The organism is Blastococcus sp. SYSU DS0541 (assembly GCF_054050875.1).
On the sequence record NZ_JBJHAD010000011.1, the window covers coordinates 68,128 to 94,237 of the forward strand.

26 protein-coding genes are annotated in these 26,110 nt (G+C 76.0%); 9 read left to right on the plus strand and 17 right to left on the minus strand.

Annotated features, from left to right (window positions below; genetic code table 11):
- Window positions 1-9: 9 nt before the first annotated feature.
- Window positions 10-1,308, minus strand: a complete 1,299-nt coding sequence (locus ACI794_RS13315) for an amidohydrolase family protein (RefSeq protein WP_456616602.1) — start codon at window positions 1,306-1,308, stop codon at window positions 10-12.
- Window positions 1,309-1,379: 71 nt separating this feature from the next.
- Here ACI794_RS13315 and ACI794_RS13320 point away from each other — a divergent pair, with 71 nt between their 5' ends.
- Genes ACI794_RS13320 through ACI794_RS13330 form a run of 3 tightly spaced genes read left to right on the plus strand, consistent with a single transcriptional unit; the run spans window position 1,380 to window position 3,375 of the window.
- The gene (locus ACI794_RS13320) at window positions 1,380-2,075 is read left to right on the plus strand and encodes a DedA family protein (RefSeq protein WP_456616603.1); all 696 of its coding nucleotides are present in this window, start codon (window positions 1,380-1,382) and stop codon (window positions 2,073-2,075) included.
- Between the two features lie 8 nt (window positions 2,076-2,083).
- Entirely contained in the window at window positions 2,084-2,755 is a 672-nt protein-coding gene (locus ACI794_RS13325) for an HAD-IA family hydrolase (RefSeq protein WP_456616604.1), read from the plus strand.
- Window positions 2,752-3,375 (plus strand): alpha/beta hydrolase family protein, encoded by a 624-nt coding sequence (locus ACI794_RS13330; RefSeq protein ID WP_456602264.1) that lies wholly within the window; start codon window positions 2,752-2,754, stop codon window positions 3,373-3,375. The genes ACI794_RS13325 and ACI794_RS13330 overlap by 4 nt, the downstream gene beginning before the upstream one ends.
- Here ACI794_RS13330 and ACI794_RS13335 read toward each other — a convergent pair.
- From ACI794_RS13335 to ACI794_RS13355, 5 genes are all read right to left on the minus strand, one after another.
- On the minus strand, window positions 3,282-4,928 hold the full coding sequence (locus ACI794_RS13335) for an HNH endonuclease signature motif containing protein (protein ID WP_456616605.1): 1,647 nt from the start codon (window positions 4,926-4,928) through the stop codon (window positions 3,282-3,284). The two genes, ACI794_RS13330 and ACI794_RS13335, sit on opposite strands and share 94 nt — an antisense overlap.
- A gap of 166 nt (window positions 4,929-5,094) precedes the next feature.
- Entirely contained in the window at window positions 5,095-6,162 is a 1,068-nt protein-coding gene (locus tag ACI794_RS13340; protein WP_456616606.1) for an SRPBCC domain-containing protein, read from the minus strand.
- A gap of 96 nt (window positions 6,163-6,258) precedes the next feature.
- Window positions 6,259-7,116 (minus strand): FAD binding domain-containing protein, encoded by an 858-nt coding sequence (locus ACI794_RS13345; RefSeq protein WP_456616607.1) that lies wholly within the window; start codon window positions 7,114-7,116, stop codon window positions 6,259-6,261.
- A complete protein-coding gene (locus ACI794_RS13350) occupies window positions 7,113-9,608 on the minus strand; it encodes a xanthine dehydrogenase family protein molybdopterin-binding subunit (RefSeq protein ID WP_456616608.1) in 2,496 nt (831 codons plus the stop codon). The genes ACI794_RS13345 and ACI794_RS13350 overlap by 4 nt, the downstream gene beginning before the upstream one ends.
- Window positions 9,605-10,141 carry a (2Fe-2S)-binding protein gene (locus tag ACI794_RS13355; RefSeq protein ID WP_456580329.1) on the minus strand — a complete coding sequence of 179 codons (537 nt, stop codon included), beginning with the start codon at window positions 10,139-10,141 and terminating at the stop codon, window positions 9,605-9,607. The genes ACI794_RS13350 and ACI794_RS13355 overlap by 4 nt, the downstream gene beginning before the upstream one ends.
- 181 nt (window positions 10,142-10,322) lie before the next feature.
- Here ACI794_RS13355 and ACI794_RS13360 point away from each other — a divergent pair, with 181 nt between their 5' ends.
- On the plus strand, window positions 10,323-10,907 hold the full coding sequence (locus tag ACI794_RS13360; protein WP_456616609.1) for a DinB family protein: 585 nt from the start codon (window positions 10,323-10,325) through the stop codon (window positions 10,905-10,907).
- 6 nt (window positions 10,908-10,913) lie between these two features.
- Here the strand turns inward: ACI794_RS13360 and ACI794_RS13365 are convergent, their stop codons facing one another.
- From ACI794_RS13365 to ACI794_RS13385, 5 genes are all read right to left on the minus strand, one after another.
- Window positions 10,914-12,170, minus strand: a complete 1,257-nt coding sequence (locus ACI794_RS13365; RefSeq protein WP_456602258.1) for an MFS transporter — start codon at window positions 12,168-12,170, stop codon at window positions 10,914-10,916.
- Between the two features lie 51 nt (window positions 12,171-12,221).
- A complete protein-coding gene (locus ACI794_RS13370) occupies window positions 12,222-13,538 on the minus strand; it encodes a GAF domain-containing protein (RefSeq protein ID WP_456602257.1) in 1,317 nt (438 codons plus the stop codon).
- Between the two features lie 79 nt (window positions 13,539-13,617).
- Window positions 13,618-14,880, minus strand: coding sequence for a multidrug effflux MFS transporter (locus ACI794_RS13375; protein ID WP_456616610.1), 1,263 nt, complete (start codon window positions 14,878-14,880; stop codon window positions 13,618-13,620).
- 104 nt (window positions 14,881-14,984) lie between these two features.
- Window positions 14,985-16,406 (minus strand): mycofactocin biosynthesis glycosyltransferase MftF, encoded by a 1,422-nt coding sequence (mftF, locus tag ACI794_RS13380; protein ID WP_456616611.1) that lies wholly within the window; start codon window positions 16,404-16,406, stop codon window positions 14,985-14,987.
- Window positions 16,403-16,957, minus strand: a complete 555-nt coding sequence (locus ACI794_RS13385; RefSeq protein WP_456602254.1) for a cysteine hydrolase family protein — start codon at window positions 16,955-16,957, stop codon at window positions 16,403-16,405. Before ACI794_RS13385 ends, mftF begins: the two co-directional genes overlap by 4 nt.
- 132 nt (window positions 16,958-17,089) lie before the next feature.
- Between ACI794_RS13385 and ACI794_RS13390 the strand changes: the two genes are divergently transcribed.
- Complete coding sequence (locus tag ACI794_RS13390) at window positions 17,090-18,094, plus strand: iron-siderophore ABC transporter substrate-binding protein (RefSeq protein ID WP_456616612.1); 1,005 nt, start codon at window positions 17,090-17,092, stop codon at window positions 18,092-18,094.
- A gap of 113 nt (window positions 18,095-18,207) precedes the next feature.
- Here the strand turns inward: ACI794_RS13390 and mftE are convergent, their stop codons facing one another.
- Window positions 18,208-18,900 (minus strand): mycofactocin biosynthesis peptidyl-dipeptidase MftE, encoded by a 693-nt coding sequence (mftE, locus tag ACI794_RS13395; protein WP_456602252.1) that lies wholly within the window; start codon window positions 18,898-18,900, stop codon window positions 18,208-18,210.
- Window positions 18,901-18,920: 20 nt separating this feature from the next.
- Window positions 18,921-19,685 carry a response regulator gene (locus ACI794_RS13400; protein WP_456616613.1) on the minus strand — a complete coding sequence of 255 codons (765 nt, stop codon included), beginning with the start codon at window positions 19,683-19,685 and terminating at the stop codon, window positions 18,921-18,923.
- A gap of 122 nt (window positions 19,686-19,807) precedes the next feature.
- Between ACI794_RS13400 and ACI794_RS13405 the strand changes: the two genes are divergently transcribed.
- Window positions 19,808-20,185 carry a YchJ family protein gene (locus ACI794_RS13405; protein ID WP_456616614.1) on the plus strand — a complete coding sequence of 126 codons (378 nt, stop codon included), beginning with the start codon at window positions 19,808-19,810 and terminating at the stop codon, window positions 20,183-20,185.
- 53 nt (window positions 20,186-20,238) lie between these two features.
- A complete protein-coding gene (locus ACI794_RS13410) occupies window positions 20,239-20,718 on the plus strand; it encodes a pyridoxamine 5'-phosphate oxidase family protein (RefSeq protein WP_456616615.1) in 480 nt (159 codons plus the stop codon).
- Between the two features lie 47 nt (window positions 20,719-20,765).
- On the opposite strand, the gene mftC is transcribed toward ACI794_RS13410, so the two are convergent.
- From mftC to mftA, 3 genes are read right to left on the minus strand one after another with little or no spacing between them, the layout of a single operon-like run.
- Window positions 20,766-21,989, minus strand: coding sequence for a mycofactocin radical SAM maturase (gene mftC, locus ACI794_RS13415; RefSeq protein WP_456580313.1), 1,224 nt, complete (start codon window positions 21,987-21,989; stop codon window positions 20,766-20,768).
- Entirely contained in the window at window positions 21,986-22,291 is a 306-nt protein-coding gene (gene mftB / locus ACI794_RS13420) for a mycofactocin biosynthesis chaperone MftB (RefSeq protein WP_456602247.1), read from the minus strand. Before mftB ends, mftC begins: the two co-directional genes overlap by 4 nt.
- Window positions 22,292-22,304: 13 nt before the next feature.
- On the minus strand, window positions 22,305-22,439 hold the full coding sequence (mftA, locus tag ACI794_RS13425; protein ID WP_456602246.1) for a mycofactocin precursor MftA: 135 nt from the start codon (window positions 22,437-22,439) through the stop codon (window positions 22,305-22,307).
- Window positions 22,440-22,546: 107 nt separating this feature from the next.
- Here mftA and ACI794_RS13430 point away from each other — a divergent pair, with 107 nt between their 5' ends.
- Together ACI794_RS13430 and mftD are read left to right on the plus strand one after the other, a co-directional pair.
- Window positions 22,547-23,143: an acyl-CoA-like ligand-binding transcription factor gene (locus ACI794_RS13430; protein ID WP_456616616.1), complete on the plus strand. Its 597-nt coding sequence runs from the start codon at window positions 22,547-22,549 to the stop codon at window positions 23,141-23,143.
- Window positions 23,144-23,261: 118 nt separating this feature from the next.
- Entirely contained in the window at window positions 23,262-24,494 is a 1,233-nt protein-coding gene (gene mftD / locus ACI794_RS13435; protein WP_456616617.1) for a pre-mycofactocin synthase MftD, read from the plus strand.
- A 25-nt stretch (window positions 24,495-24,519) separates the two neighbouring features.
- Here the strand turns inward: mftD and ACI794_RS13440 are convergent, their stop codons facing one another.
- Window positions 24,520-25,962 carry a bifunctional 3-(3-hydroxy-phenyl)propionate/3-hydroxycinnamic acid hydroxylase gene (locus ACI794_RS13440; RefSeq protein ID WP_456616618.1) on the minus strand — a complete coding sequence of 481 codons (1,443 nt, stop codon included), beginning with the start codon at window positions 25,960-25,962 and terminating at the stop codon, window positions 24,520-24,522.
- Between the last annotated feature and the right edge of the window lie 148 nt (window positions 25,963-26,110).

The following is a 26,110-nucleotide window of genomic DNA, read 5'->3' on the forward strand; positions in this document are numbered from 1 at the left end:
CCGCTGAGCTCAGCGCGCGGCGAGCCGGGCGGCCCGCTCGGCGACGTCGGTGCGCAGGGCCTCGACGTCGACCGTCGTGGGGGCGCCGTTCCGCACGACGGGGCGACCGCCCACCCAGACGTCGCGCACGTGCCGCCCGGCGCCGGACCACACCAGGTGGGCCAGCACGTCCGCGGGGTCGCCGACCGGCTCGAACACCAGGTCGCGGGTGTCGACGTGCACCAGGTCGGCCCGTCGCCCGGCGGAGAGCTGCCCCAGGTCCGGGCGTCCCAGCGCAGCGGCGGCGCCGCCGGTGGCCAGCCAGAACGCCTCCCCGGCGGTCAGCGCGGTCGCCGACCGCTCGCGCAGCCGCGCCATCCCGGCGGCCAGCCGCAGGTCGGCGAAGAGGTCGAGCGAGTCGTTGGACGCCGGGCCGTCGGTGCCCAGGCCCACGCGGAGGCCCAGGTCGAGCATCGGGCGCACAGGCGCGACCCCGCTGGCGAGCTTGGCGTTGCTGGCCGGGCAGTGGGCGACGGCGACGTCGAACTCCCGCCACAGGTCCAGGTCGCCGTCGTCCAGGTGCACGCAGTGCGCGGCGAGCACCCGCCCGCCCAGGACGTCGTAGGAGGCGAGCAGGGCCGGCACCGACAGGCCGTGCGCCGCGAGCAGGTCGGCGCCCTCGGCCGCGGTCTCGGCGACGTGCAGGTGCAGCAGCAGGTCGTGCTCGCGGGCGGCCCGCGCGGCGTCGGCGAGCACCGGCAGCGGGACGGTGTAGGCCGCGTGCGGCCCGATGCCGTACTCGACCGTCCCGTCCACAGGAGCGCTCCGCGCCAGGGCGACGGCGGCGTCGAGCTGCTCGGCCACGGGTGGCATGCCGGGCAGGGGCAGCAGCGGCGTGGCGATCACCGCCCGGGCGCCGGTCGTGGTGACGGCGGCGGCGATCCGCTCGGGGTGGAAGTACATCTCGACGCTGGTGGTGATGCCGTTGCCCAGCATCTCCGCCGACGCCGCGGTCATGGCGACCTCGACGTCCTCGGGCGTGAGGCGGGCCTCGCGCGGCCACATGACCTCCTGCAGCCAGCGGTCGAGCGGCAGCCCCTCGCCCTGCCCCCGGAACAGCACCATCGCGGCGTGCGAGTGCGCGTTGACCAGGCCCGGGGTGAGGACGCCGGGCAGCGCGACCACCTCCGCGTCGCCGGGCGGCGGCGCCTCCGCCGCGGGGCCGGCCCAGGTGATCGAACCGTCCACGGCGTCGAGCACGCCGTCCCGGATCACCGTCCCCGCTCGGTCGCCGACGACGAGGGCCCGGGCGGTGAAACGCTGCCGCATGGTCCCCGAACCTAGCCGCGCCCCGGCCGGGGGGCGCGGCGGCGGAACCCGTCGCCTCTACCGTGGAACCCATGTCGTCGCTCGCCGCTGCATCCTCCGACGAGGGCGGCATCACCGGATTCCTGCTCGAACTCGTGGAGGCCCTCGGCCCGGTGGGCGTGGGTCTGGCCATCCTGCTGGAGACCGTGGTCCCGCCGATCCCCAGCGAGGTGGTGCTCGGCCTGGCCGGGGTGCTCATCCGCGGCGGCGATATGGCCCTCGTCCCGGTCGTGCTGTTCGCCACCCTCGGGTCGATCGTGGGCGCGGTCTTCTTCTACTACATCGGGAAGGCGCTGGGGCCCCGCCGTTCGCATGCCTTCCTCGACCGGCTGCCGCTGGTCGAGACCGCAGACGTCGACCGCACCTTCGAGTGGTTCGAGCGGCACGGGCGCGCGGCCGTCTTCTTCGGCCGGATGGTGCCGATCGTGCGCAGCTTCATCTCCGTGCCCGCGGGGGTGGTCCGGATGCCGCTCGGCCAGTTCGTCCTCTACTCCGCCGCGGGCAGCCTCATCTGGAACAGCGTGCTCATCGGCCTGGGCGTGGCCCTCGGTGACGTGGTCTACGAGTACCTCGAGTACTTCGACTACCTGATCTACGCAGCCGCCGCGCTGGGGATCGGGTGGCTGGTCTGGAAGCGCGCCATGGACGTCCGCCACCACCGCCAGGCCCGGACCGGCTCGGACGGCCGGGATCTGGCCGGCGAGGACCCCGGGCGCCCGGCAGCATGACGCCGCCCGTGACCCGTTCCCGGCCCGACGTGGTCGCCTTCGACGTCAACGAGACGCTGCTGGACCTCGCGCCGGTCCGCGCCGCCCTGGTCGAGCTCGGGGAGGCGGGGTCGCTCCTGGGCACCGTCTTCGCCCGCACGCTGCTCACCGGCTTCGCAGCGGCCGCCGTCGGCTCGTGGTGCCGGTTCCGGGACGCCTTCGACGCCGCGCTGGCGCAGGAGACCGGGCTGTCGGCCGACCAGCGCGCGGGCGTGGCCGATGCCTTCGGCGAGCTGTCCCCGCACCCCGACGTCGAGCCCGCGCTGCGCCGGCTCACCGAGGCCGGGATCCGGGTGGTCACCCTGTCGCACGGCTCGCCCGGCGTCGCTGAGGCGGCCCTGGAGCGGGGCGGGATCACGCCGCTGGTGGAGCGCAGCATGACGAGCGAGACGATCCGCGCCTGGAAGCCGGCCCGCGAGGTGTACCTGTGGGCGGCCGGCGTCTGCGACGTGGCCCCGGAGCGGATGGCGCTCGTGGCCGCGCACGGCTGGGACGTGCTGGGCGCGCGGCGGGCCGGCCTCACCGGGGCGTGGTTCCCGCGGAGCGAGCGGGTGTTCCCGGCGGTGTACGGCGAGCCCGACGTGACCGGCCGCGACCTCGCCGGCGCGGTCGACGGCCTGCTGGCGCTCCCGCCGCGGTGACCGCGCTCGACATCGGGACGCCGCACGGTCCGGCCCGCGCCCACCTCTCCGACGGGGGTTCCCGCGGGACGCTGCTGCTGGGGCACGGCGCCGGTGGTGGGGTGGAGTCGGCGGACCTGCAGGCGGTGGCCCGCGACGCGGCCGAGGGCGGGTGGCGCGTGCTGCTCGTCGAGCAGCCGTGGCGGGTCGCGGGCAGGAGGATCGCCCCCGCGCCGGCCCGCCTGGACGAGGGCTGGCGGGCGGTCGTGGCCCACCTGGCGGGCGCCGGGCACCTGGCCGGTCCCCTCGTCGTCGGAGGGCGCAGCGCCGGGGCACGGGTGGCCTGCCGCACCGCGGCGCAGGTCGGCGCGGACGGGGTGCTGACGCTGGCGTTCCCGCTGCACCCGCCGGGGCGGCCGGAGAAGAGCCGGGCGGCGGAGCTCACCGGGGTGTCGCTGCCCGTGGTCGCGGTGCAGGGCGAGACCGACGCCTTCGGGACGCCGGCCGAGGTCGCCGCCGTGCTCTCCGGCCGGGCCAACGCGTCGGTCTACGCGGTGCCGGGCGACCACGCGCTGAAGAAGAACCCGGACCTCGTCGGCGCGGCCGCCGCCGCCTGGCTCACCGAGGTGCTCCCCGCCTGACCGGTCGGGTCAGAAGGGTGGCGGGTCGTCGTCCGGCTCGAGCTCCTCGTCCGGGGTCCGGTGGTGGCCCCGGGTGGCTGGGTGGGGACGCGGTAGCCGGGTGGTCGGGTGGTGCGGGTGACGCCGCTGGGGGTGGTGACGGTGAGCACGCCGTCGTCGTGCAGGGTGTGGGTCCAGCCGGGGGCGAAGGTCTTGAGCCGGTGGTGGCGGCGGCACAGGCAGCACAAGTTCTCGCAGGCGGTCTGGCCGCCGTCTGCGTGGGCCAGAACGTGGTCCAGGTCGGCCCGGCCGGCGGGCACGGTGCAGCCGGGGTGGCGGCAGGTGCGGTCGCGGACCCGCAGGAACCGCTGCTGGGCCGCGGTCGGGCGGTAGCGGGCCACCGCCGGCGGCGGGCCCAGCAGCGGGCAGCCGCAGGCGGCGTCGGGGTGCTGGGGGCAGCCGTTGCGGGCGAGCCGGGCCAGCTCGCCGAGGCCGGTGACGGCCCGCAGCTTTCCGGTGTCGTCGGTGATGGCGATGTCCAGGCCGCCACCCGGGGGTGCCTGCAGGGCGCAGGCGTCCAGCTGGGCGAGCAGTTCGCGCAGGTGGGCGGCGGTGATCGGCTCCCCGTCGACCTCCCCGATCGGCGCAGGAACCCCGGCCTGGGTGCCGGCTGCGGTGAAGGCGGCCGGTAGCGGGTTCCCGGCGGCCAGGAAACCGGCCGGGGTGAGCGCGCCCAGCGGGGCGATCACGGTCAGCTGCGCGGTCACCGCCGGGGCGTCCTGCCAGGGGCGCAGCAGCAGATCGGCCAGGGCGCCGGCGCGCAGCATGCCGATCGGCCGCTCATCCCCGGCCGCCTTCGCCGCCCGGGCGTGGCCGTCCACCGCCGCCCGGCAGGCCCGGGCCTCGGGATGCGGGAGCAGGGCGCGCAGCTCGCTCATCCCGTCCCCGACCGGCCGCACCGACACATCCGCGCCGCGCCGGCGCGCTTCCCGGCGCCGGTCGGCCGCGGCGGCGTCGCGGGCCACCAGCTCCGCCCGCATGGCTTCGCGCAGCCGGCCCAGCCCCAGCCCGGTGGCGCCGGGCAGCACCGCGGCCTCCGCCGCGGCGATCACCGCCGGATCGGTGTCGGCCCCGGTGGCGGCGACCTCCGCGGCGATCGCCCGGGCACGGGGCCAGTCCAGCAGCCCCAGCCGCAGCCGCAGCCGGGCGAAGGTGGCCGGCAGCCGGGCGGTGAGCACCTCGGCGTGCTCCAGCAGGGTCACCGCCGCCGCCCGGCTGCCGTTGTGCACCGCCGCCAGCTCATCGGGCACGAACTCACTCACCCCCGCCGGCCCCACGGTTCCGGCCCGCTCCCCGCCGGGCAGCGGATCGACCGGGGCCGGGCGGGCGGCGGCGAGGTCCATCACCAGCTCCACCCGCAGCGCCGCCAGCCGCGCCTCCGCCGCCACGATCTGCCCCAGCAGCTCCGCGACCTCGCCCGCCGACCGGCGGGCGGGCAGCCACGCCGACAGCGGCTCGTCGAACCGCCGCGGCTCCGGGTCCTCGATCTCCCAGGGCGAGGGCGCGTCGGACACCGGCCCAACCGTCACCCCGACCGCGAACCCGACCACCGACACACCCGCAGGCTAGGCCGGGGGTAGGACACTTCCCGCAGGTCAGAGCGGTGCAGGGACCGACCAGGGCATCGACTCGCCGCCCGCTCCGGCCGAAGCCCCGGACCAGGTGACGGATCGGTCCGACTCAGCGCCGGCGGCGGCGCCTGACCACGAGGGCGACGACCAGGAACAGCGCGGCGACCCCCGCGGCGGGCGCGGCGTAGCGGGTCAGCGCCGCCCCACCGGCCACCTCGAGCAGGTCGATGGGCTCGGGCTCGGACCGGGCCGGACGTGGCCGCTCGGCCGGGCCGCTGCCGGGCACGCTGCGCAGCGGCGCCCCGGTCGCGGGCCGGCCGGGAGGCGCGGTGTTGGCGTTCGGCGGCGCGCTGGGCGCCTTGCCGGCAGGCGCGGTGTCGGCGGCCTTCTCCGCCGTCACCTTGGCCGCGGTCTCCTTGGCCGGGGTCTCCGTGGTCGCCGTCTCCTTGCCGGAGGCGGCCTTCGCCGGGGCGGCCTTCTTCGCCGGAGCCGACTTGGCGGGGGCGGCCTTCTTCTCCGGGGCAGCGTCGGCCGACTCGCTGACCTTGTCGGTCGCCGACGCGGCGGCCTTCTTGGTCGCGGCAGCCGCCTTCTTGGCTGCCGTCCCCTCGCCGGTGGCCTGCTCCGCCGAGGCGGCGACCTCCTCGACGACCCCGGTGGCCGTCGCGGCCGCCTTCGTCGCCGGCCCGGCGGCGGCCGCGGCGGTCGCGCGGTCGGCGTCGCCCTGCGCGTCACCCTCGCCGAGCTGCGCAGCGAGCTTGTCGGCGAACTGGCCGAGCAGCTTGTTGCCGACGTCGGTCATCACCCCGCGCCCGAACTGCGCCGGACGGCCGGTGATGTTCAGGTCGGTGAGGACGTCGACCCGCGTGACGGATCCCTCGGCGCGGAGGTTGGCGGTGACCGTGGCCGCGGCCGTCCCGTTGCCCCGCTGGTCCTTCCCGCGCGCGTCGATGACCGCCCGGTGCGCCGCCTCGTCCTTCTCGATGAACGAGGCCTTGCCCTGGTAGGTCAGGTTGATCGGCCCGAGCTTGACCTTCACGCGCCCGGTGAAGTCGTCGCCGTCGACGGAGTCCAGGGCCGCGCCGGGCATGCAGGGCGCGATCCGCTCGATGTCGAGCAGCACCCGCCAAGCCTCGTCGACGGGCACCGGGACGGTGAACGAGTTCTCCAGCTGCACGGGATGACCTCCTGGTGACGTCCTGGAACGGCCCCGTGCATGGACCCAGCGCGAGCCTGCGAGTGCTGGGTCCGTGCACGGGGGTCCTTCGACAAGCTACAGCCCGGCGGCGGCCGTCACCGCCCGGCGCGTGAGGACGGTCGCCAGGTGCTGCCGGTAGTCGGCCTGGGCGTTGAGGTCGCTGCTGGGATCGGTGCCCTCGGCGGCGTGCGCGGCGGCCGCGGCGATCGCCTCGGGCGTCGCCTCCGCACCGGAGAGCGCCGCCTCCACCGCACCGGCGCGGAGCGGGGTCGGCCCCATGTTGGTCAGCCCGATCCGCGCCTCGGCGATGTGCCCGTCCTCCCGGCGCACCGCGGCGGCCACGGCGACGATCGACCAGGCCTGCGCGACCCGGTTGAACTTCTCGTACCGCATGCCCCACTGCCCGGCGAGCTTCGGCACCCGCACCTCCACCAGCAGCTCGCCCTCGTCGACGGCGGTGGTGAGGTAGTCGACGAAGAACTCGCTCGCGGGCACGGTGCGGCGGCCTCCGGGACCGGCGATGACGAACTCGGCGTCGAGCGCGAGCGCCACCGCCGGCAGGTCACCGGCAGGGTCGGCGTGCACGAGCGCGCCGCCGAAGGTGCCCCGGTGGCGCACCTGCCGGTCGGCCACGGTGGCGGTGGCCTCGGCGATCAGCGGTGCGTGCTGCCCGATCAGCGGGTCGGCGAGGACGTCGGAGTGCGTGGTCATCGCGCCGATGACCAGCACGTCGCCCTCCTCCCGCACGCCGCGCAGCTCGGTGACCCGGCCCAGGTCGACCACCGTCTCCGGGGCGGCCAGCCGCAGCCGCATGACCGGGATGAGCGACTGCCCACCGGCGAGGACCTTCACGTCCTCGCCGCCGGAGGCGATCGCCTCCAGCGCCTCGTCGACCGTGGTCGGGCGGGCGTACTCGAACGGTGCGGGAATCATCGGTCCCCTCCCAGCGACGAAGCCTCGGTGGACACGCCGGCAGTGGTCTCCGTCTGCGCCCCGCCGTAGGCGTTGGTGCCGGCGGTGGCGCGATCCCCGCCGTCCCCCCCGGCATGGATGGCCCGCCAGACGCGCTCGGGCGTCAGCGGCATGCGGATGTCGGCGACCCCCAGGTGCCGGACGGCGTCCAGCGCGGCGTTGACCACCGCGGGTGTCGAGGCGATGCAGCCGGCCTCCCCCACGCCCTTGGCGCCGATCGGGTTGCCCGGCGCGGTGTGCACCGTGTTCCCGGTGTCGAAGTGCGGCAGGTCGGCGGCCGAGGGGACCAGGTAGTCGACGAAGGTGCCCGTGGTGAGGTTGCCGTCGGCGTCGTAGACGGCCTCCTCGTAGAGCGCCTGCGCGATGCCCTGGGCGAGCCCGCCGTGGACCTGCCCCTCGACGATCAGCGGGTTCACGATCGTGCCGACGTCGTCCACGCAGGCGTACTTGCGGATCTTCACGAACCCGGTCTCGGTGTCGACCTCCATGGCGCATAGGTGCGTGCCGTGCGGGAAGGAGAAGTTCTCCGGGTCGAAGGTCGCCTCGGCGTCGATCGAGGGCTCGATCCCCTCCGGGTAGTCGTGCGCGGCGAAGATCGCCAGGGCGATCTCCTGGATCCCGAGCCCGGCGCCCGGGGTGCCCCGGACGGAGAACCGCCCGCCGCTGAACTCCAGGTCGTCCTCGCTGGCCTCGAGCAGGTGCGCGGCGATCTTCCGTGCCTTGGCGATCACCTTGTCCGCCGCCTTGACCACCGCGGAGCCGCCGACGACCAGCGAGCGGGAGCCGTAGGTGTCCAGCCCGCGGGAGGCGATGGCGGTGTCGCCGTGCAGCACCTCGACGTCCTCGAACGGCACCCCCAGGGAGTCGGCGACGAGCTGGCTCCACGCCGTCTCGTGGCCCTGCCCGTGCGGCGTCGAGCCGGTGACGACCTCGACCTTGCCGGTGGGCAGCATGCGGATCGCGGCGTGCTCCCAGCCCCCGGCGCCGAAGGAGAGCGAGCCGAGCACCCGGGAGGGCGCCAGCCCGCACATCTCGGTGAAGGTGGAGATCCCGATGCCCAGCTGGACCGGGTCGCCCGACTCCCGGCGCCGCTGCTGCTCGGCGCGCAGCTCGTCGTAGCCGAGCAGCTCCAGCGCCTGCTGGGTCGCGGTGTCGTAGTCACCGCTGTCGTAGGCGAGGCCGGCCACGGTGGTGAACGGGAACTCCTCGGCGCGGATCCAGTTCTTCCGCCGCAGCTCCAGCGGATCCATGCCCAGCTCGACGGCGAGCTCGTCCATGATCCGCTCGACGGCGAAGGTGGCCTCCGGGCGCCCGGCGCCGCGGTAGGCGTCGGTGGGCACCTTGTTGGTGAACACCCCGTCGCACTCGAAGCGGTAGGCCGGGAACTTGTAGATGCCGGGGTACATGAAGGCACCCAGCGCCGGGACGCCGGGCGTGATCAGCCGCAGGTAGGCGCCCATGTCGGCGAGCAGCCGCACCCGAAGGCCCTTGACGTTCCCCTCCCGGTCGGCGGCGATGTCCACGTACTGGATCTGGTCGCGGCCGTGGTGGGCGGTCATCAGCGACTCGCTGCGGGTCTCGGTCCACTTGACCGGCTTGCCGAGCCGGCGGGCGATCAGCAGGCAGAGGATCTCCTCCGGGTTCACCTGCAGCTTCCCGCCGAACCCGCCACCGACGTCCGGGGCCACGACCCGCAGCTTGTGCTCCGGGATGCCGGTGACCATCGCCGCCATGACCCGCAGGATGTGCGGGATCTGGGTCGCCGACCACATCGTGTAGTTGTCGCCCTGCGGCTGGACGACGACCGAGCGCGGCTCCATGAACGCCGGGATCAGCCGCTGCTGGATCAGCCGCCGGCTGACGACGACGTCGGCCTCGGCGAACGCCTGCTCGGTGTCCGTCCCCGTGCCCATCTCGCCGGCGTCGAAGACGAAGTGGTAGCTGGTGTTGGACTCGACGTGGTCGTGCACGCGGTCCGCGCCGTCCTTGACGGCCTCCTCCATGTCGAGCACCACCGGCAGCGGGTCGTAGTCGACGTCGACGAGCTCGACGGCGTCCTGGGCCGCGGCCTTGCTGCGGGCGACGATGACCGCCACCGCCTCGCCGACGTGGTTGACCTCGGTCACCGCGATGGAGGGGTGGCCCGGGTTGACCATCTCCGGCGTCACCGGCCAGGCGCAGGGCAGCGAGCCCTGCTCCTCGGCGAGGTCGGCACCGGTGTAGACGGCGACGACGCCCGGCGCCTCCCGGGCCGCGCTGACGTCGACGTTCGTGATCCGCGCGTGCGCGACGGGTGAGCGGACGACGGCCAGGTGCAGCATCCCCGGCAGGACCATGTTGTCGGTCCAGGTGGTGCGCCCGGTGATGAGCCGGGCGTCCTCCTTGCGCTTCCGCGCCTTGCCGATCTCGGGGGTGGGGGCGTCCGCGTCGGCGCGGTCCTCGACGGCGGTCATGCCTGACCCACCACGTGCGGCGCGGCGGCGGTGTCGACCTCGGCCGGCGCGACGGAGCCGTTGCCGGCCCCGCGCATCTCCCCGGCCGCGTGCTGCACGGCCCGGACGATGTTCTGGTAGCCGGTGCAGCGGCAGAGGTTGCCCTCGATGCCCTCGCGCACCTCGTCCTCGCTGGGGTCCGGGTTGTCCTGCAGCAGGTCGATCGAGGCCATGATCATGCCGGGGGTGCAGAAGCCGCACTGGAGCCCGTGCATCTCGTGGAACGCCTTCTGCACCGGGTGGAGCTCGCCGTTGGCGGCGACGCCCTCGATGGTCGTGACCTCCGCGCCGTCGGCCTGCACCGCCAGCACGGTGCAGCTCTTCACGGCCTCGCCGTCCAGGTGCACGGTGCAGGCGCCGCAGTTGCTGGTGTCGCACCCGACCACGGTCCCGACCTTGCCGAGCTGCTCGCGCAGGTAGTGGACGAGCAGGGTCCGCGGTTCGACGTCGTCCTGGTAGGACGCCCCGTCCACCCGCACGCTGATCCGTGTCATCAGTCCTCCGCCTCGTTGCAGGGGTCGCTGCGCCCACGGTCGACCGCGGGCCCGGAGCGGAGTCTGACCCGAAAGCTGTGACTTAGGCCACGCTTACCTGCGCGATTTCTGCCATGGAGCCCGGCGAAGGCGCTGGTGAGCGGGGTCCGGGCACGTTGCACGGCCGTTGCAGGCGGGTTCGTTGCGCTTGCTGGCAGCCCACTTCCTGGTGCTCCGCCCCGCCGTGGGCGACCGTTCCCGGGTGCCGATCACCGCCCCGCCCCGCGGCTCCGCCGACGTCCTGGCCGCCCAGCAGCGCCGGGTCGCCGGGCTCCTGGCCGCCGCCCCCGCCGCGGCGCTCACCACCCGCCGCCTGCCCGAGGCCGAGCGCGGGCGGCTGGTCGGCTGCGGCCACTTCCCCGCCTACGCCGCGGAGCTGGCCTGGACGCCGCACGAGGTGGCGGGACACCTGCGCGACAGCGCCCTGGTGTTCACCGCCCGCATCGGCCGGCTGCGCGCCGAGGAGCACCCGCTGCTCCCCGACTTCGACCCGACCGAGGCCGACCGGGTGGCCGGGTACGCCGCCGTCGTCCCGGCGCGCATGCTGGCCGAGCTGCGGGACGCCCAGCGCGGCCTGCTCGCGGCGGTCCGGGGCGTGCCGGAGGTGGAGCGGGCGCGCACCGGCCGGCACGCCACCGACGGGGCGCTGACGCTGGGCGACGTCCTGGACTTCCTCCCCGGCCACCAGCGGGACCACGCCGAGCAGCTCGCCGCCCTGCTGCGCTGAGCGGGGTCAGCGGACGCCGGCGGGCTCCGCCTGCGGGGCCGGCGCCAGGTCACCGACCGGGGCCACGCGCAGCTCGCGGCGGCGGAGCAGCGCCGACGCGGTGAGCGCCAGCAGCCCCAGCACGGCCAGCCCCGCCCCGACGACGCCGGGCGCCGTGTAGCCCAGGCCGGCGGCGATGACCAGGCCCCCCAACCAGGCCCCCAGGGCGTTGGCGGCGTTGAGCGCCGAGTGGTTCAGCGCCGCCCCCAGCATCTGCGCCTCGCCGGCGACCTCCATCAGCCGGAGCTGCAGGCACACCACGAGCGTGGAGGCGCTGGCGGCCAGCAGGAAGACGATCGCGACGACGGTGACGGGGGTGCGGGCGGCGAGCGGCACCAGCGCCAGCAGGACACCGGTGACGACGTTCGCCCCGACCAGCGAGCGGAAGAGCGCGAGGTCGGCGAGCCGGCCGCCCACCGCCGTCCCGAGCACGCCGCCGACGCCGAACGCCAGCAGCACGAGGGGCACCGCGGCCCGGGGCATGCCGGTCACGTCGGTGACCAGCGGCGCGACGTAGCTGTAGACGGCGAACATGCCGCCGAAGCCGACGACGCCGACCAGCAGGGTGAGCAGCACCTGCGGGCGGCGCAGCGCGCCCAGCTCGCTGCGCACCGTGGCGGCGCGGTTGCCCGGCGCCGCGGGCACGACCAGCGCGGTCGCGGCGATGGTGAGCAGCGCGAGCACCGCGACCGCCCAGTAGGCCGTGCGCCAGCCGAACTGCTGGCCCAGCCAGGTCGCCGAGGGCACGCCCGCGACGTTGGCCAGCGCGAGGCCCAGCATCACCGAGCTCACTGCGCGCCCGCGCAGGTGCGGCGCCACCAGCGAGGCGGCCACCAGCGACGCGACGCCGAAGTAGGCCCCGTGCGGGAGCCCGGCCAGGAACCGCGAGGCCAGGAGGGACCCGTACCCCGGTGCCAGCGCGGTGAGCACGTTGCCCGCGATGAACGCGACCATGAGCCCGAGCAGGACCCCGCGGCGCGGCAGCTTCGTCGCGAGGGCAGCGATCACCGGCGCCCCGACGACGACGCCCAGCGCGTAGGCGGAGATGACGTGGCCGGCGGTGGGGATGTCGATGCCCACGCCCTCGGCCAGGTCCGGCAGCAGCCCCATGGTGACGAACTCGGTGGTGCCGATGGCGAACCCGCCGAGCCCCAGCGCGACCACCGCGGCGACCAACCGGCGGGTGGAGAGGGGAGGGCGGTCGGCGAGGGGCGGGGCGGTCACTCCAGCTGCGAAGTCGTGAGCGGCCCTCAGCATTCCCACGCCCGGCGCGCGTCAGCGTGCGCGGCCGGCCAGCCGCAGGCGGTGCAGGTGCGCCGTGACCGCCGCCCGGCGCGGCGAGCCCACCGGCAGGACCTCGCACAACGCCTGCCAGACGCCGGCGTCCTCCCGCAGCTCGGGCAGCTGGGCCAGGCGCAGCAGCAGGTCGGGACGGCGCCCGGTGAGCACCGCCCGCCGGAGCAGGGCGAGCAGGCGGTCGCGGGCGTGCCGCACCCCGGGCGCCTGCGATCCGGGGAGCACCGGGCCGGCGTAGTGCTCGAGCGCGGCGGCGAGGTCCCCCCGCGCCACGAGCCCGCGCACCTGGTCGACGTCGGTCTGCAGCCGGCCCACCAGGCGGTAGGGGCGGGACTCCAGCAGGTCGCCGCCCACCAGCCGCCGCAGCCGGGAGAGCTCGGCGCGCACGGTCACCGTGGCCGCGGCACCGGCGTGCACCTCCGCGGCGAGCTGGGCCGCGTCGCGTCCCTGCCCGGAAGTGGCCGCCTCGGCGAGCAGGAACAGCAGCTCCGAGTGCCGGACCGACAGCTCCAGCGGGCCGCCCGGCAGCGTGAGCCGGGCGCGTTCCCGGCCCAGCACCTCCAGCCGGGCCCCGGCCGGTACCGCGGCGACCGCTCCGGGGCCGGCCGCGAGCCGCTCGCGGTGCAGCCAGCGCAGCTCCGACTCGACGGCGGCCACCGTCGCGCGGACCAGGGTGAGCACGTGCGGGCTGGCCACGTGGTCGCCGCCGGTGATGTCGATGGCGCCGAGCAGCGCGCCGGTCACCGGGTCGTGCACCGGCGCCGCCGAGCAGCTCCACGGCTGCACCGAGCGGCGGAAGTGCTCGCTGCCGTAGATCTGCACGGCCGAGTCGACCGCCAGCGCCGTCCCGGGGGCGTTGGTGCCGGCGACCTCCTCCGACCACCGGGAGCCCTCGACGAAGTTCATCGCCGCGGCCCGGCTGCGCAGCGCGCGGTCGCCCTCGACCCACAGCATGCGACCGGCGGCGTCGGTGACGGCCACGATCATCCGGTCGGCCTCGGCGTCCTGGACCAGCAGCCGGCGGATCACCGGCAGGGCCGGGGCCAGGGGGTGGGCGGCCCGGTAGGCGCGCAGCTCGGCGTCGACCAGTTCGACCGGCGGCAGCCCGCCGTCGGGGTCGACGCCGCTGCCGAGGGAGCGCCCCCAGGAGTCGCGCACGACCGGGCGGACCGCGTCGTCGGCGGGCAGCGCGCTGGCGGTGACGAGGCGCTCGTGCGCCGCGCGCAGCCGGCGCGTGCGGGCGGCGGACGGCTGCCCGTCCGGCAGCGCCAGCCACGGGTTGACGGCGGTCGTCACCGGCCGGGCCTGGGGGAGTCGCTCATCTCCCGGCCATCGTGGCCGCTACCGGCGTTTTCCACCAGACCGGCGGGCGCGATCAGCCGGCGGCGACCTCGTCGCCGACCGGCAGCCGCCACGGCCGCACGACCGTGCCCAGGACCACGAGGGCGAGGGCGAGGGCCGCGACGACGACCAGCCCGATCGCCAGCGCGTCGTTGCCCAGCAGCCCGACGACCGGCGAGACCACGGCGCCGACCCCGAACTGGACGGCGCCGAGCAGTGCGGCGGCGCTGCCGGCGGACTCGCCGTGCCGGGAGAGCGCCAGCGCCGGCGCGTTGGGCAGCGCCAGGCCGCAGGCGAACAGCACGACCCACAGCGCGCCGGTGACCGCGGGGAGGCCGCCGGTCCCGGTCGCGGCCAGCACGACCAGGCCGGCCCCGGCGAGGGCGCCGATGACCGTGCCCGCGACCAGCAGCCGCTGGGGCGACCAGCGGCGCAGCAGCAGCGGGTTGAGCTGGGTGGCCGCGATCAGCCAGAACGCGCCGGCGCCGAAGAGCAGCCCGAACTGCTGCTCGTCGAGGCCGAACTGCTCCTGGTAGACGAAGGAGGAGCCCGAGACGTAGCTGAACAGCCCGGCCATGGTCAGCCCGGCGACGAGGACGAGCCCCACGTACACCCGGTCGTGCAGCAGCCCGCCGTAGATGCGCAGCGTGCCGCGCACGCCGTTGCTGTTCCGCCGCTCCGGGGGGAGCGTCTCCCGCAGCGTCGCCCAGCCCACGGCGACCATGAGCAGCCCGTAGGCGGCGAGGACGGCGAAGACCCCGCGCCAGCTGGTGAAGCGGAGGAGCTCCCCGCCGATGGTGGGCGCCAGCACCGGCGCGGCGCCGAGCACCAGGAACAGCCGGGAGAGCATCGTCGCCGCCGCCCGGCCGTCGTAGAGGTCGCGGACCACGGCGAGGGCGATCACCGCGCCGGCGGCGGCGCCCACCCCCTGGAGGAAGCGCAGGGCGCCGAGCACGGCGATGGTCGGGGCGACCAGCACCAGCAGCGAGGCCAGCACGTGCAGCGCCGTCCCGGCGATCAGCGGCCGGCGCCGGCCCCAGGCGTCCGACAGCGGGCCGATGAGCAGCTGGCCGACGGCGAGGCCGACCAGGGTCCCGGTGAGGGTGAGCTGCACGGTGGCCGACGTCGTCAGGAGGTCGTCGGTGATCGCGGGCAGCGCCGGTAGGTACATGTCGATGGTGAGCGGGCCGAGGGCGACGAAGGCCCCCAGCGTCAGCGCGGTGCGCGCGGCGCCCGGTCGGGCGGGCGCGGTCGCGGCGGCGGCTGCCGGCGCGGTGCGCTCCTGGGTGGTGGTCACGGTTTCCCCGTCGGTCGGTGCTGAGCGGGACCCACGCTGGTCGGACCGCAGTACGAGGGCTCTCAAGTCACCGGGGCGGCCGCGCATTCCGCCGCCCCCGGTCGTCAGCGCGGCGGGCGCACCGGCAGGAGGGCGCGCGCATCCCGGGCACGCAGGGCGCCGGCCCACAGCCCGGTGCCGTAGGCGAGGTCCTCCAGCCGCCGGGCCAGCCCGTGACGGACCGGTCCTATCCGCCCCCGGTGGGGCCACCAGCCGGCGAGCGCGTCGACCACGGCGACGGCGAGCACCCACCGCCGCGCCCGGGGCGATGCGGCGGCGAGCACCGCCGCGACCGGCCAGTGGTGCCGGGTGACGGCGCGGGCCAGCGCCTGCCCCGACGCCGCGAGGCCCCGAACCGCCAGGCCGGCGGCGAGCGGGACCGGGACCGGCTCCCCCGGCCGGGCCAGCCGGCGCCCCAGGCGGACCGCCGTCACCCCGAGCAGGCCGGCGCCAACCGCCCGCCCCCACCGGCCTCCCGCGAGCAGCAACGCCCAGGTGGCCGCCGTCTCCGGCGCGATGACCAGCGGCGAGACCGCCGATCCGTGCCGCGTCGCCAGCAGCGCGGCGCCGGTGCCGTAGAAGGCGCGGCGGCGCAGCCACTCGGCGGTGCGCGCCGGGTGCTCGTGGGCGACCGCGGCGGCCGGCTCGTAGCGCACCCGCCAGCCGGCGGCGGCCAGCCGCCACACCAGGTCGACGTCCTCGGCCACCCGCAACGCCTCGTCGAACCCCGCCCCGAGGGCGGCCCGGCGCGCCAGCAGGGCGGCGCTGGGCAGGTAGGACACCGCGGACAGCGGCCGCGCCGCGGCCGGGTGCGGGCCCATGTCGAGCGCGCCGGCGACCTCCTCGTAGGGGGCGGTCCAGCCGCGCGCCGCGCCCGCGAGCGGCACGATCCGGGGGCCGACCACCGCCAGCCGGGGGTCGTCCAGGTGCGGGAGCAGCCGGGCCAGCCAGCCCTCGACCGGCACGCAGTCGGAGTCGACGAGCGCGACGAACTCCGTCGTCGCGACCGCGAGCCCCGCGTTGCGGGCGGCCGCGGGTCCCCGGCTGGTCGCGTGCCGCAGGACCCGGACGCCCTCCGGCGCCGCCACCGGGACCGCCGAGCCGTCGTCGACGACGACCACCGGCAGCGCCGCGGTGGCGGGGTCCGCGGACAGCGCGGCGAGCAGCCGGGCGAGCCCGGCCGGGCGGTCCTTCACCGGGACGACGACGGTCACGCCGGCCGGAGCGCCGGCCCGGCCGACGGCCGGCGGGAGGTCGGGGTGGGCGAGGCCGGCGTCGAGCAGCCGGGCGGCCAGCACGGCGCTCGTGGCGTCGCGGACCACCAGGTGGCCGGTCGCGAGCAGCCCGGCGGCCCGCGGGGCGAGCCGCAGCAGCCGCAGCGGGGAGCCGCCGAGCAGGGTGGCGCCGCCGTCCCTGCGACGGGTCCGCGGATCGAGCCGGACGGCGAACCCGTCCGGCAGCCGACGCTCCGGCGGGGCGGGGATCATCCCTCCGCCAGGACCTCGTCGGTCGTCGCGAAGGAGACCAGCGGGGCGTAGCCGGCCATCAGCCGCAGCGCCCGCTCGTGCTCCTCGTCGCCTGCCCCCGCGCACGCGTCGGTGACCACGCGCACGTGCACCCCGGCGTCGGCGGCCGGCAGCACGGTCGAGACGACGCAGCAGTCGGTGGCCACGCCGGCGACGGTGAGCGGCCCCTCGCCGACCACCGCGGCCAGCTCCGGGCCCCACTTGCCGAACGTGGTGGCGTCCACCACCGGGTGGGTGCCCGGGTCCTCGACGAGCTGGTAGCAGTGCGCGTCGGGCGGCTGGAGCGCGAAGTCGTACTTCGCGTAGTACTCCTTCCACGCCCCGACCGGCTCCGCGGGCGCCACGAAGCGGGTCCAGACCACCCGCTCGCCGAAAGCGTCGACCAGCCGGCGGATGCGGGGCCGCACCTCCTCGAACCTCGGCGCGGTCCAGGGCGAGTCCTGCTCGCCGAAGACGTGTTGCAGGTCGACCACGACCAGCCAGCCCTCGTGGCCGTCACCCACCCCGCTCATGCCCAGCTCTCCTCGCGCGTCCCGCTCCCGGCCCGGTCGGCGGGCCTCCCGACCCTAGCGATCCGGTCCCGGCCGCGGGATTCCCAGGTCCATGTGCTTAGGTCAGCCTTACCTGAGCTTCGAGGAGTTCCCATGTTCGTCCGCCCTGCCCTGCGCGGCGCCGCCGCGCTCGCCGCCACCGCCCTCGTCGTCACCGGCTGCGGCTCCGGTGACGACGCCGCCCCCGCCACCGAGGGGGAGGCGACGGGTGGCTCGTCGTCGGCGGCGTTCCCGGTCACGGTGGAGACGGCCTTCGGCGACGTCACCGTCGAGGAGCAGCCCACGCGAGTGGTCGCGCTGGGCTGGTCCGACGCCGAGACCGCGCTGGCCCTGGGCGTGGAGCCGGTCGGCGCCAGCGACTGGCTCGCCGTCGGCGGCGACGACGGCCTGGGCGACTGGGTCGAGCAGGGCTACGAGGAGCCGCCGGTGCTCATCGAGACGCTGGAGCCGAGCTTCGAGGCGATCGCGGCGCTCGAGCCGGACCTCATCCTCGACACCCGCTCCTCCGGTGACCAGGACCGGTACGACCTGCTCAGCGAGATCGCCCCGACGATCGGCCAGCCCGAGGGCGTGGGCCCCTACCAGACCTCCTGGCAGCAGCAGCTGGAGCTGGTCGGCCAGGCACTCGGGAAGACCGAGGGGGCCGAGGAGCTCGCGACGCAGGTCGAGCAGGCGTTCGCCGACGCCGCCGCCGAGCACCCCGAGTTCGACGGCACCGAGGTCGCCGTGGGGGCGTACACCTCCGAAGGCTTCGGCGCCTACGTGAGCGGTGACTCGCGGGTGCAGTTCATGGAGCAGCTCGGCTTCGAGAACAAGGCCGAGATCGAGGCGCTGGCGACCGAGAACTTCTTCGTGCCGGTCAGCGAGGAGCAGCTGTCGCTCCTCGACGCCGAGCTGACCGTGGTCTTCCCGATCTTCGTGGAGGCCTCGGAGTTCACCGGGAACCCGCTGTGGCAGGCACTGCCGGCCGTGCAGGAGGGGCGCGCCGTCGTCCTGGAGGACCTGACGGTGCTCAACGCGTTCTCCAGCGCGTCGGCCCCGGGCCTGCTGTACGCGATCGACGCCACCGCGCCGCAGTTCGCCGAGGCGTTGAACTAGCCGGACGACGTGCCCGTCGGTGCGGGGCCGGAGGCCTCCCGCCGGCGGGCACTCGGCGGCTCAGCGGAGCCAGGACGGCCGTTGGTCGCGGTGTCGTCCGGAGGACGACGGTGTCACAGCAGCCGCCCGTCGTCGTCCACCCGCCAGGCGGCGATGCCCGGGACCAGCCGGCCGACCAACCCCTCCAGCAGCCGCGCACCCTCGTCCGCCCCCGCGCCCACCGGGTCGCCCAGCACCCCGTTCGGGCTGACGGCGCGCACCCCCTGGGCCCGCAGCCGCGGCAGCAGCTCCCCGATCGGCGCCGTCTCCCCGGCCACCGCCCGGTCGCGCCGGACCCCACCAGGTTCCACGTGCAACATCAGCGACGTCTCGGTGCGGCCCGCGTGCGCGTCACCGCCGGGGACGCCGCATGCGAACCACGCCACGTCGCGCCCCTCGGCCCGCACGCGGGGCACCGCCGTCCGCAGCGCGTCGAGGTTCCCTCCGTGCCCGTTGACGATGAGCACGCGCCCGGCCCACCGGCAGGCCGAGCGACCGTACTCGACGAGCAGGCCGGTCAGCGCCTCGGTGCCGAGCGAGACCGTGCCGGGGAAGTCCTCGTGCTCCCCGCTCGCCCCGTAGGCCAGGGCGGGGGCCAGCAGCGCGCCGTCGAGCCGGTCGACGGCGCGGTCGGCGACCGCCGTGGCGATCGCGGTGTCCGTGGTCAGCGGCAGGTGGGGGCCGTGCTGCTCCACCGCCCCGAGGGGGACGACCAGCAGCGGGCGCTCGGGCAGCTCCGGCCAGGTCGCGGCGGCGAGGGAGGTCACCGCCGCACCCTAGGCGCCGGTCAGACGGGCGCGACCTCGTCCTCGACCAGGACGTCCTCCTCGAGCTCCTCGGCGAGCTCGGTGAACACCCGGGAGACCTGCGCGAGCTGGTCGGCGAGGACGCCGACGGTGGCGGTCGCGTCCGCGACGTCGCCCTCCCGGCCCCGCTCCTCCAGCACGCGGCAGACGCCCGCGAGCGCGTCGGCGCCCAGGGTGGCCGCAGCGCCGGCGAGGCGGTGGGCGGCAGCCTCCAGCGCGTCGGCGTCCGCGGTCCGGGCCGCGCGCTCCACGGCGGCGAGGTTGGCCGGGGCGGTCGCCAGGAAGGTGCGCAGGAGCCGGGCGGTGAGCGCCCGCTCGGCCTCCTCCTCGACGCCGGCGACGTCACCCAGCCGGCGGCGGACGGCGTCCTCGAGCTCGTCGGTGGTCGTGCCCGTGGCCGCGTCGATGGCCCGGGCCAGATCGGCGAGCGTGCAGGGCTTGGCCAGGTACGTGGCGCCGAGCGACCGGCCGGCCTCGACGTCGCCGGGCAGCGCTCGCCCGCTCAGGAAGACCACGGGGACGTCGCCGCAGGTGGGGTGGGTGCGCAGCGCGGTGACCAGGCCCAGGCCGCTGCCGCCGGGCATGAACATGTCGGTGACGACGACGTCGGGCGCGAAGCCGTCCAGCAGGTCCGCCGCCTCGTCGGCGGAGGCGGCCGCGCGGACGCGGTGTCCCGCCCAGGTCAGCCGCCGCTCCAGCATCACCCGCGTGGTGTCCTCGTCCTCGACCACGAGCACCTTCGCCACGCCGTCCCCCTGCATCTGCGCACCGCTCCGGCGCCGCCTGCCGCGGGCACCGCCGGTGCCCTGTCCAGCACTGTCATCGGCAGCCGGGCGGCCGGCGTGAGCCGGGCGGGAAGAATCCGGGCATGCCCCCACGTCGCTGCCCCTGCGGAACCGGTCTGCCCTACGCGGAGTGCTGCGGCCCGCGCCACGACGGCTCGGCCCCCGCGGCGACGGCCGAGCAGCTCATGCGCTCGCGCTACAGCGCCTTCGCGGTCGGCGACGCCGGCTACCTGCTGCGCACGTGGCACCCCCGCACCCGTCCGCCGGAGCTCGACCTGGACCCCGCGGTGCGCTGGACCGGCCTGGAGGTGCTCGCCACGAGCGGCGGCGGACTGCTCTCCGCCCGGGGGACCGTCGAGTTCGTGGCCCGGTTCCGCCACGGCGCCGCGGACGGCGAGCAGCACGAGGTCAGCCGGTTCGAGCGGGAGGACGGCGCCTGGCGCTACGTCGACGGCGGCTGAGCCGCATCCTCCGGCGCGTGTCACCGGCCGCCGCGCTGGGCACGAGCCCGGGCATGAGCGCAGAGGACACCCGCAAGGTCGCGGAGCTGATCAAGGGGGAGCGCTTCGGCTTCCTCACCACCATCGCCCCCGGCGGCAAGCTGACCAGCCGGCCCATGACGCTGCAGGAGGTCGAGTTCGACGGCGACCTGTGGTTCTACGCCGAGCGGAGCTCCCACCCGGTCGCCCACATCACCGCGCAGCCGCAGGTGAACGTCGGCATCGGCTCGGGCGGCACCTGGGTGTCGCTCACCGGGCACGCCCGCGTCGTGGACGACCTCGAGAAGAAGAAGGCGCTGTGGAACGGCGGCGTCGAGGCGTGGTTCCCCGACGGCCCCGAGGACCCCGAGGTCGTCCTGATCAAGGTCGAGGGCGACTCGGCGGAGTACTGGGACAGCCCCGGCGGCCGGCTGGCCACCGCCTTCAGCTTCGTGAAGGCCAAGGCGACCGGCGAGCGGATCGACGCCGGTGAGAACAAGAAGGTCGACCTCTGAAGACGGGCTGGCCCGGCGGCGCGGGCCCGTAGGCGGGGGCCACCGGCTCAGCGCAGGTCGAGCCCCGCCAGCGGCGACTCGTCGCAGATCTTGCTCGGGATGGTGGGGATGCCGAGGAGCGTGGGCTGACCGCGGACCGGGCCGGTGTGCGAGTGGTCCAGGTGGCTCCTCGGCGTCGCCGTCGCGGCGTCGCGCGCCGCCAGCGCCGACTCGCCGTAGCCCTGGACGCACTCGGGGTCGGGGCCGTCCAGCGGCAGGCCGGTGAAGAACTTCGCCGCCATGCACCCGCCCCGGCAGGCGTCGAAGTGGGCGCACTTGGTGCAGGCACCGCCGGTCTGCGGGCTGCGCAGATCGGCGAAGAGCTCGCTCTCCTGCCACACCTTCCGGAAGCCGCCGGGCGAGCGCACGTTGCCGGCGAGGAAGTTCTCGTGGATGGCGAACGGGCAGGCGTAGACGTCGCCGACCGGGTCGATGAGGCAGACCACCCGCCCGGCGCCGCACAGGTTCAGCCCCGGCAGGGCCTCCCCGAACGCGGACAGGTGGAAGAACGAGTCGCCGGTGAGCACCTGCTCGCCGTTGGCCAGCAGCCAGGAGTACAGCTCGCGCTGCTGGGCCTGGGTCGGGTGCAGCTGGTCCCAGACGTCGGCCCCGCGGCCGGACGGGCGCAGCCGGGTGATCCGCAGCTGGGCGCCGTAGCGGTCGGTGAGCGCCTTGAACGCGTCCAGCTGCCCGGCGTTCTCCCGGGTGACGACCACCGAGACCTTGAAGTCCTTCATCCCGGCCTCGGCCAGGTTCTCCAGGGCGCGCGTCGCGGTGGCGAACGAGCCGGTGCCGCGCACCCGGTCGTTGACCTCGGCGGTGGCGCCGTCCAGCGAGATCTGCACGTCGACGTAGTCGGTGGCCGCCAGCTGAGCGGCCCGGGCCTTGTCCAGCTTCACGCCGTTGGTGGAGAACTTGACCCCGACGTCGTGGCCGATCGCGTAGTCGAGGAGGTGCCAGAAGTCCGGGCGGACGGTCGGCTCGCCGCCGCCGACGTTCACGTAGAAGACCTGCATCCGCTGCAGCTCGTCGATGACCGCCTCGGCCTCGGCGGTGGAGAGCTCGCGCGGGTCCCGCCGTCCCGAGGAGGAGAGGCAGTGCACGCACGCCAGGTTGCAGGCGTAGGTGAGCTCCCAGGTCAGGCAGATCGGGGCGTCCAGGCCGTACTCGAACTGGTCGATGAGCCGCCCACCGGCGGGGCGCTCGGGTCGGGCGGGCAGGACGGCGGTCACGGGGTCTCCCGGGGGGTGATCATCTGGGAGCGGGCGAGGTCGGCCAGGGCCTTCTCGTAGGCGGGCCGCTGGGCGTCGCCCACGCCGCAGGCGGTGAGCGCGGCGGTGGCGGTCGGGTGGTCGGCGAGGGCCTCCACCACGGCGACGAGGGTCTTCGACTTCAGGAAGGAGAGCTTCCGGTTGCCGAAGTGGTAGACGAGCGCGCCGAACGGCTCGGGCCGGAGCGCGACCGACCGGGCCTTCTGCCAGGGCAGCGCGGGGTCGAACACGGCCGTCACGTCCGGCCCGGCCGGAGCGGTCATCGGGGCGAGCGGTTCAGTAGACGCCGCACATGCCGTCGATGGAGACCTCCTCGACGAGCGACTCCTCGACGAGGGGCTCCTCGGTGGTGGGGGCCTCCGGGGCCCGGAACTCCACGGCGGGGACGTCGGTCGGGGTGGTCTCGGGCATGTCAGCCTCCGTGAACGCGGTCACATGGACCTGCCGGACGTTAGTGACACCGGGTGCCAGGGGCAACACCGGGCCGCGGGTGCATCGCGGACCGGCAGAATGCCCGCGTGACGGAGACGAGGACGGCGGCCCCGCTCGCCCCCGACGGGCGGGCCCGCGTGGAGCGCGCCGCCCTCGACCTCTTCGCGACCCGCGGGTTCGAGCAGGTGACCAGCGACGAGGTCGCCGACTCGGCGGGCATCAGCCGTCGCACCTTCTTCCGCTACTTCCCGGCCAAGGCCGACGCCGTCTGGGGCGACTTCGCCGGCCACGTCGCCCGCCTGGAGCAGCTGCTGGCCGCCGCGGACCCCGCCCAGCCGGTGCTCAGGTCGGTCTGCGCCGCCTACGTCGAGGTCAACGACTACCCGGCCGCCGAGCTGCCGCTGCTGCGCGAGCGCATGCGGCTGATCCTCACCGAGCCCGCGCTGCTGGCGCACAGCCAGCTGCGCTTCGCCGAGGTCGACCGGGTGGTCGCCCGGCACGTCGCGGCGCGGACGGGCGGCGAGCCGACCGGGCTGCTGCCGCGGCTGGTCGCCGCGAGCACGCGCGCCGCCGCGACCACGGCGTTCGAGGCGTGGCTCGCCGAGCCGGGCTCCCCCCTGACCCGGCACCTGCACCTGGCGTTCGACGAGATGGCGGCGGGTTTCCCGAGCCTGCGCGGCTGACCCGGCGGGGCGACCGCTGTGGCCGCCGTCTCACCCACGGCGCTAGCCTGGCACTCAGTGCCACCGGCTGTCGCGCCGGCCCACCGCCCGGTCGACCGGGCCGACGAAGGAGAAGCCCATGGCCAACGCGTGGTTCGAGTCGGTCGCCGAGGCCCAGCGCCGGGCGAAGAAGCGGCTCCCCAAGGGGGTGTACGCCGCGCTGGTCGCCGGCTCCGAGCGCGGGCTGACGCTCGAGGACAACCTCGCCGCCTTCGCCGAGGTCGGCTTCGCGCCGCACACCGCGGGGCTGGCCAACGAGCGGAACACGGGCGTCACCGTCATGGGCCAGCAGATGTCGATGCCCGTGGTGATCAGCCCGACCGGCGTGCAGGCCGTGCACCCCGACGGCGAGGTCGCCGTCGCCCGGGCCGCGGCGGCGCGCGGGGTGGCCATGGGGCTGTCCAGCTTCGCCAGCAAGCCGATCGAGGAGGTCGTGGCGGCGAACCCGCAGACCTTCTTCCAGATGTACTGGGTGGGCACCCGCGAGGAGATGCTCGGCCGCATGGAGCGCGCCCGTCGGGCCGGCGCCGTCGGCATGATCGCCACCCTGGACTGGTCGTTCGCCTACGGCCGCGACTGGGGCAGCCCGTTCATCCCCGAGAAGATCGACTTCGAGGCGGCCCGGAAGTACGCGCCCCAGGTGCTGGTCAAGCCGCGCTGGCTGCTGGACTTCGCCCGCACCCGGCAGCTCCCCGACCTGACCGTGCCGAACATGGTGGCGACGCCGGGCGACCCGGCGCCCACCTTCTTCGGCGCCTACGGCATGTGGCAGCAGTCGCCGATGCCGACCTGGGAGGACGTCACCTGGCTCCGCGAGCAGTGGGGCGGTCCGTTCATGCTCAAGGGCGTCATGCGGGTCGACGACGCCAAGCGCGCGGTCGACGCCGGCGTCACCGCGATCTCGGTCTCCAACCACGGCGGGAACAACCTCGACGGCACCCCGGCCTCCCTCCGCGCGCTGCCTGCGGTCGCCGAGGCGGTGGGCGACCAGATCGAGGTGCTGCTCGACGGCGGCATCCGGCGCGGCGGCGACGTCGCCAAGGCCCTCGCCCTGGGCGCGAAGGCCGTCATGATCGGCCGCGCCTACCTGTGGGGCCTCGCGGCGAACGGCCAGGCCGGCGTGGAGAACGTGCTGGACCTGCTGCGTGACGGGCTCGGTTCGGCGATGGTCGGGCTGGGCCGGCCCGACGTCTCCGAGCTCTCCCGCGACGACCTCGTCGTCCCCCCAGGCTTCGAGCGGGCGCTGGGCGACACCGCCGTGGAGAACGCGCTGCTGGCGACCTCGCCCGCCCGCCGGCGGCGCGAGGCCTGATCCCGCGGCCTGCGACTGAGGGCGCTCACACCCGCACCGAGCGGACGATGCGGTCGGGGCGCACGCGCACCAGCGCGGCGCCGTCCAGCCAGCGCGCCAGAGCGCCGGACGGGTCCTCGATGCGCAGGGCCGTGCCGTCGGGCCGCCGCACCCGCAGGTCCGACGTGATCTCGACGTAGCCGTCACCCAGGACGTCGTCCAGCCGGCGGACGGTCCCGTCGACGAGGACCTCCGGCTGCGGCAGGAGCGTCCCGGCCAGCCGGCGACCGGCCCGGCCCCTTCGCGCCACCAGCGGGCCGCGGCGCAGCGGCGGGGTGCGGCTGTCGGTGGCCAGCCGGGCGACGGCGGGGATGCGGCGGACGGCGGCCAGGACGACCCGACGGGCGACCGCGCCCCAGCGCCCACCGCCGGTCATGAGCCGGCCGAGCAGCAGGGCCACCCGGATCAGCGCGCGGGCGTGCGGCTCGCGCTCGGCGCGGTAGGTGTCCAGCAGCGCGTCCGGCGCCTCCCCGTGGAGGACCGCGGCGAGCTTCCAGGCCAGCTGGTGGACGTCGCGCAACCCGAGCCCGAGCCCCTGACCGACGAACGGCGGGGTGAGGTGGGCGGCGTCGCCGGCCAGCAGCACCCGCCCGTCCCGCCAGCGGTCGGCGACCTGCGCCCGGAACGTGTACTCGACGGCCCGCAGCACCTCGAGGTCGGCCGCCGGCGCGACCGGGGCCAGCAGCGAGGCCAGCCGCTCCGGGGCGGAGAGCTCCTCCGCCGTCTCCCCCGGCGCCAGGCGGAACTCCCAGCGGTAGCGGTCGCCGGTGACCGGCATGAAGGTGGCCGCCCGGCGGGGGTCGCACACCTGGTGCACCCCGGGCCAGACCGGCAGCGGCGCGGGCGCCCGCGCGTCCACCACGAGCCAGCGGTCGGGTGGGCCGAGGTCGAGCATCCTGGCGCCGATCAGCTCCCGCACGGTGCTGTTGGCGCCGTCGCAGCCCAGCACCGCCGCCGCGCGGACGGAGCGTTCCGCCCCGGCCGCCCGCTCGGTCAGCCGCACCGTGATCCCGCGGCGGTCCTGCGCGAGGCCGGTCACCTCGCAGCCACGGCGCACCTCGATCCCGGGCGTCGCCGCTGCGGCGGTCGCCAGCACCTCCTCCAGGTCGGGCTGGTGCACGAAGCTCCCCTGCGGCCAGCCGTGCGGGCCGGCGTCCGGGGCCCGGCGGAACTCGGCGAGCACCCGGTGCGCGCCGTCGAGCAGGCGGAGCCCGGCCATCGGCCGGCACCGGGCGGCGACCTCGTCGGCCACCCCCGCCGCCTGCAGCGCGCGGAACACCTCGTCGTCGAGGTGCACGGCCCGCGGCAGCGGGTAGGGGGCGGCGTGCCGCTCGAGGACGACCACCTCCAGCCCCCGGCGGGCCAGCAGCAGCGCCGCGGTCAGCCCGACCGGGCCGGCGCCCACCACGACCACCGGCCCGCCCGTCATGCCGCCAGTCTGGCCGACGACGCACGGTTCCGGGATGCAGCACGTTGCAGACGGCACCGGGTGCCTTGACGCGCGGTGCCGCCGCTCAGCAGTCTGTGATGCACTGCACACGACGCACCGACGTGTGCGCTGAGCACCCGCGACGACG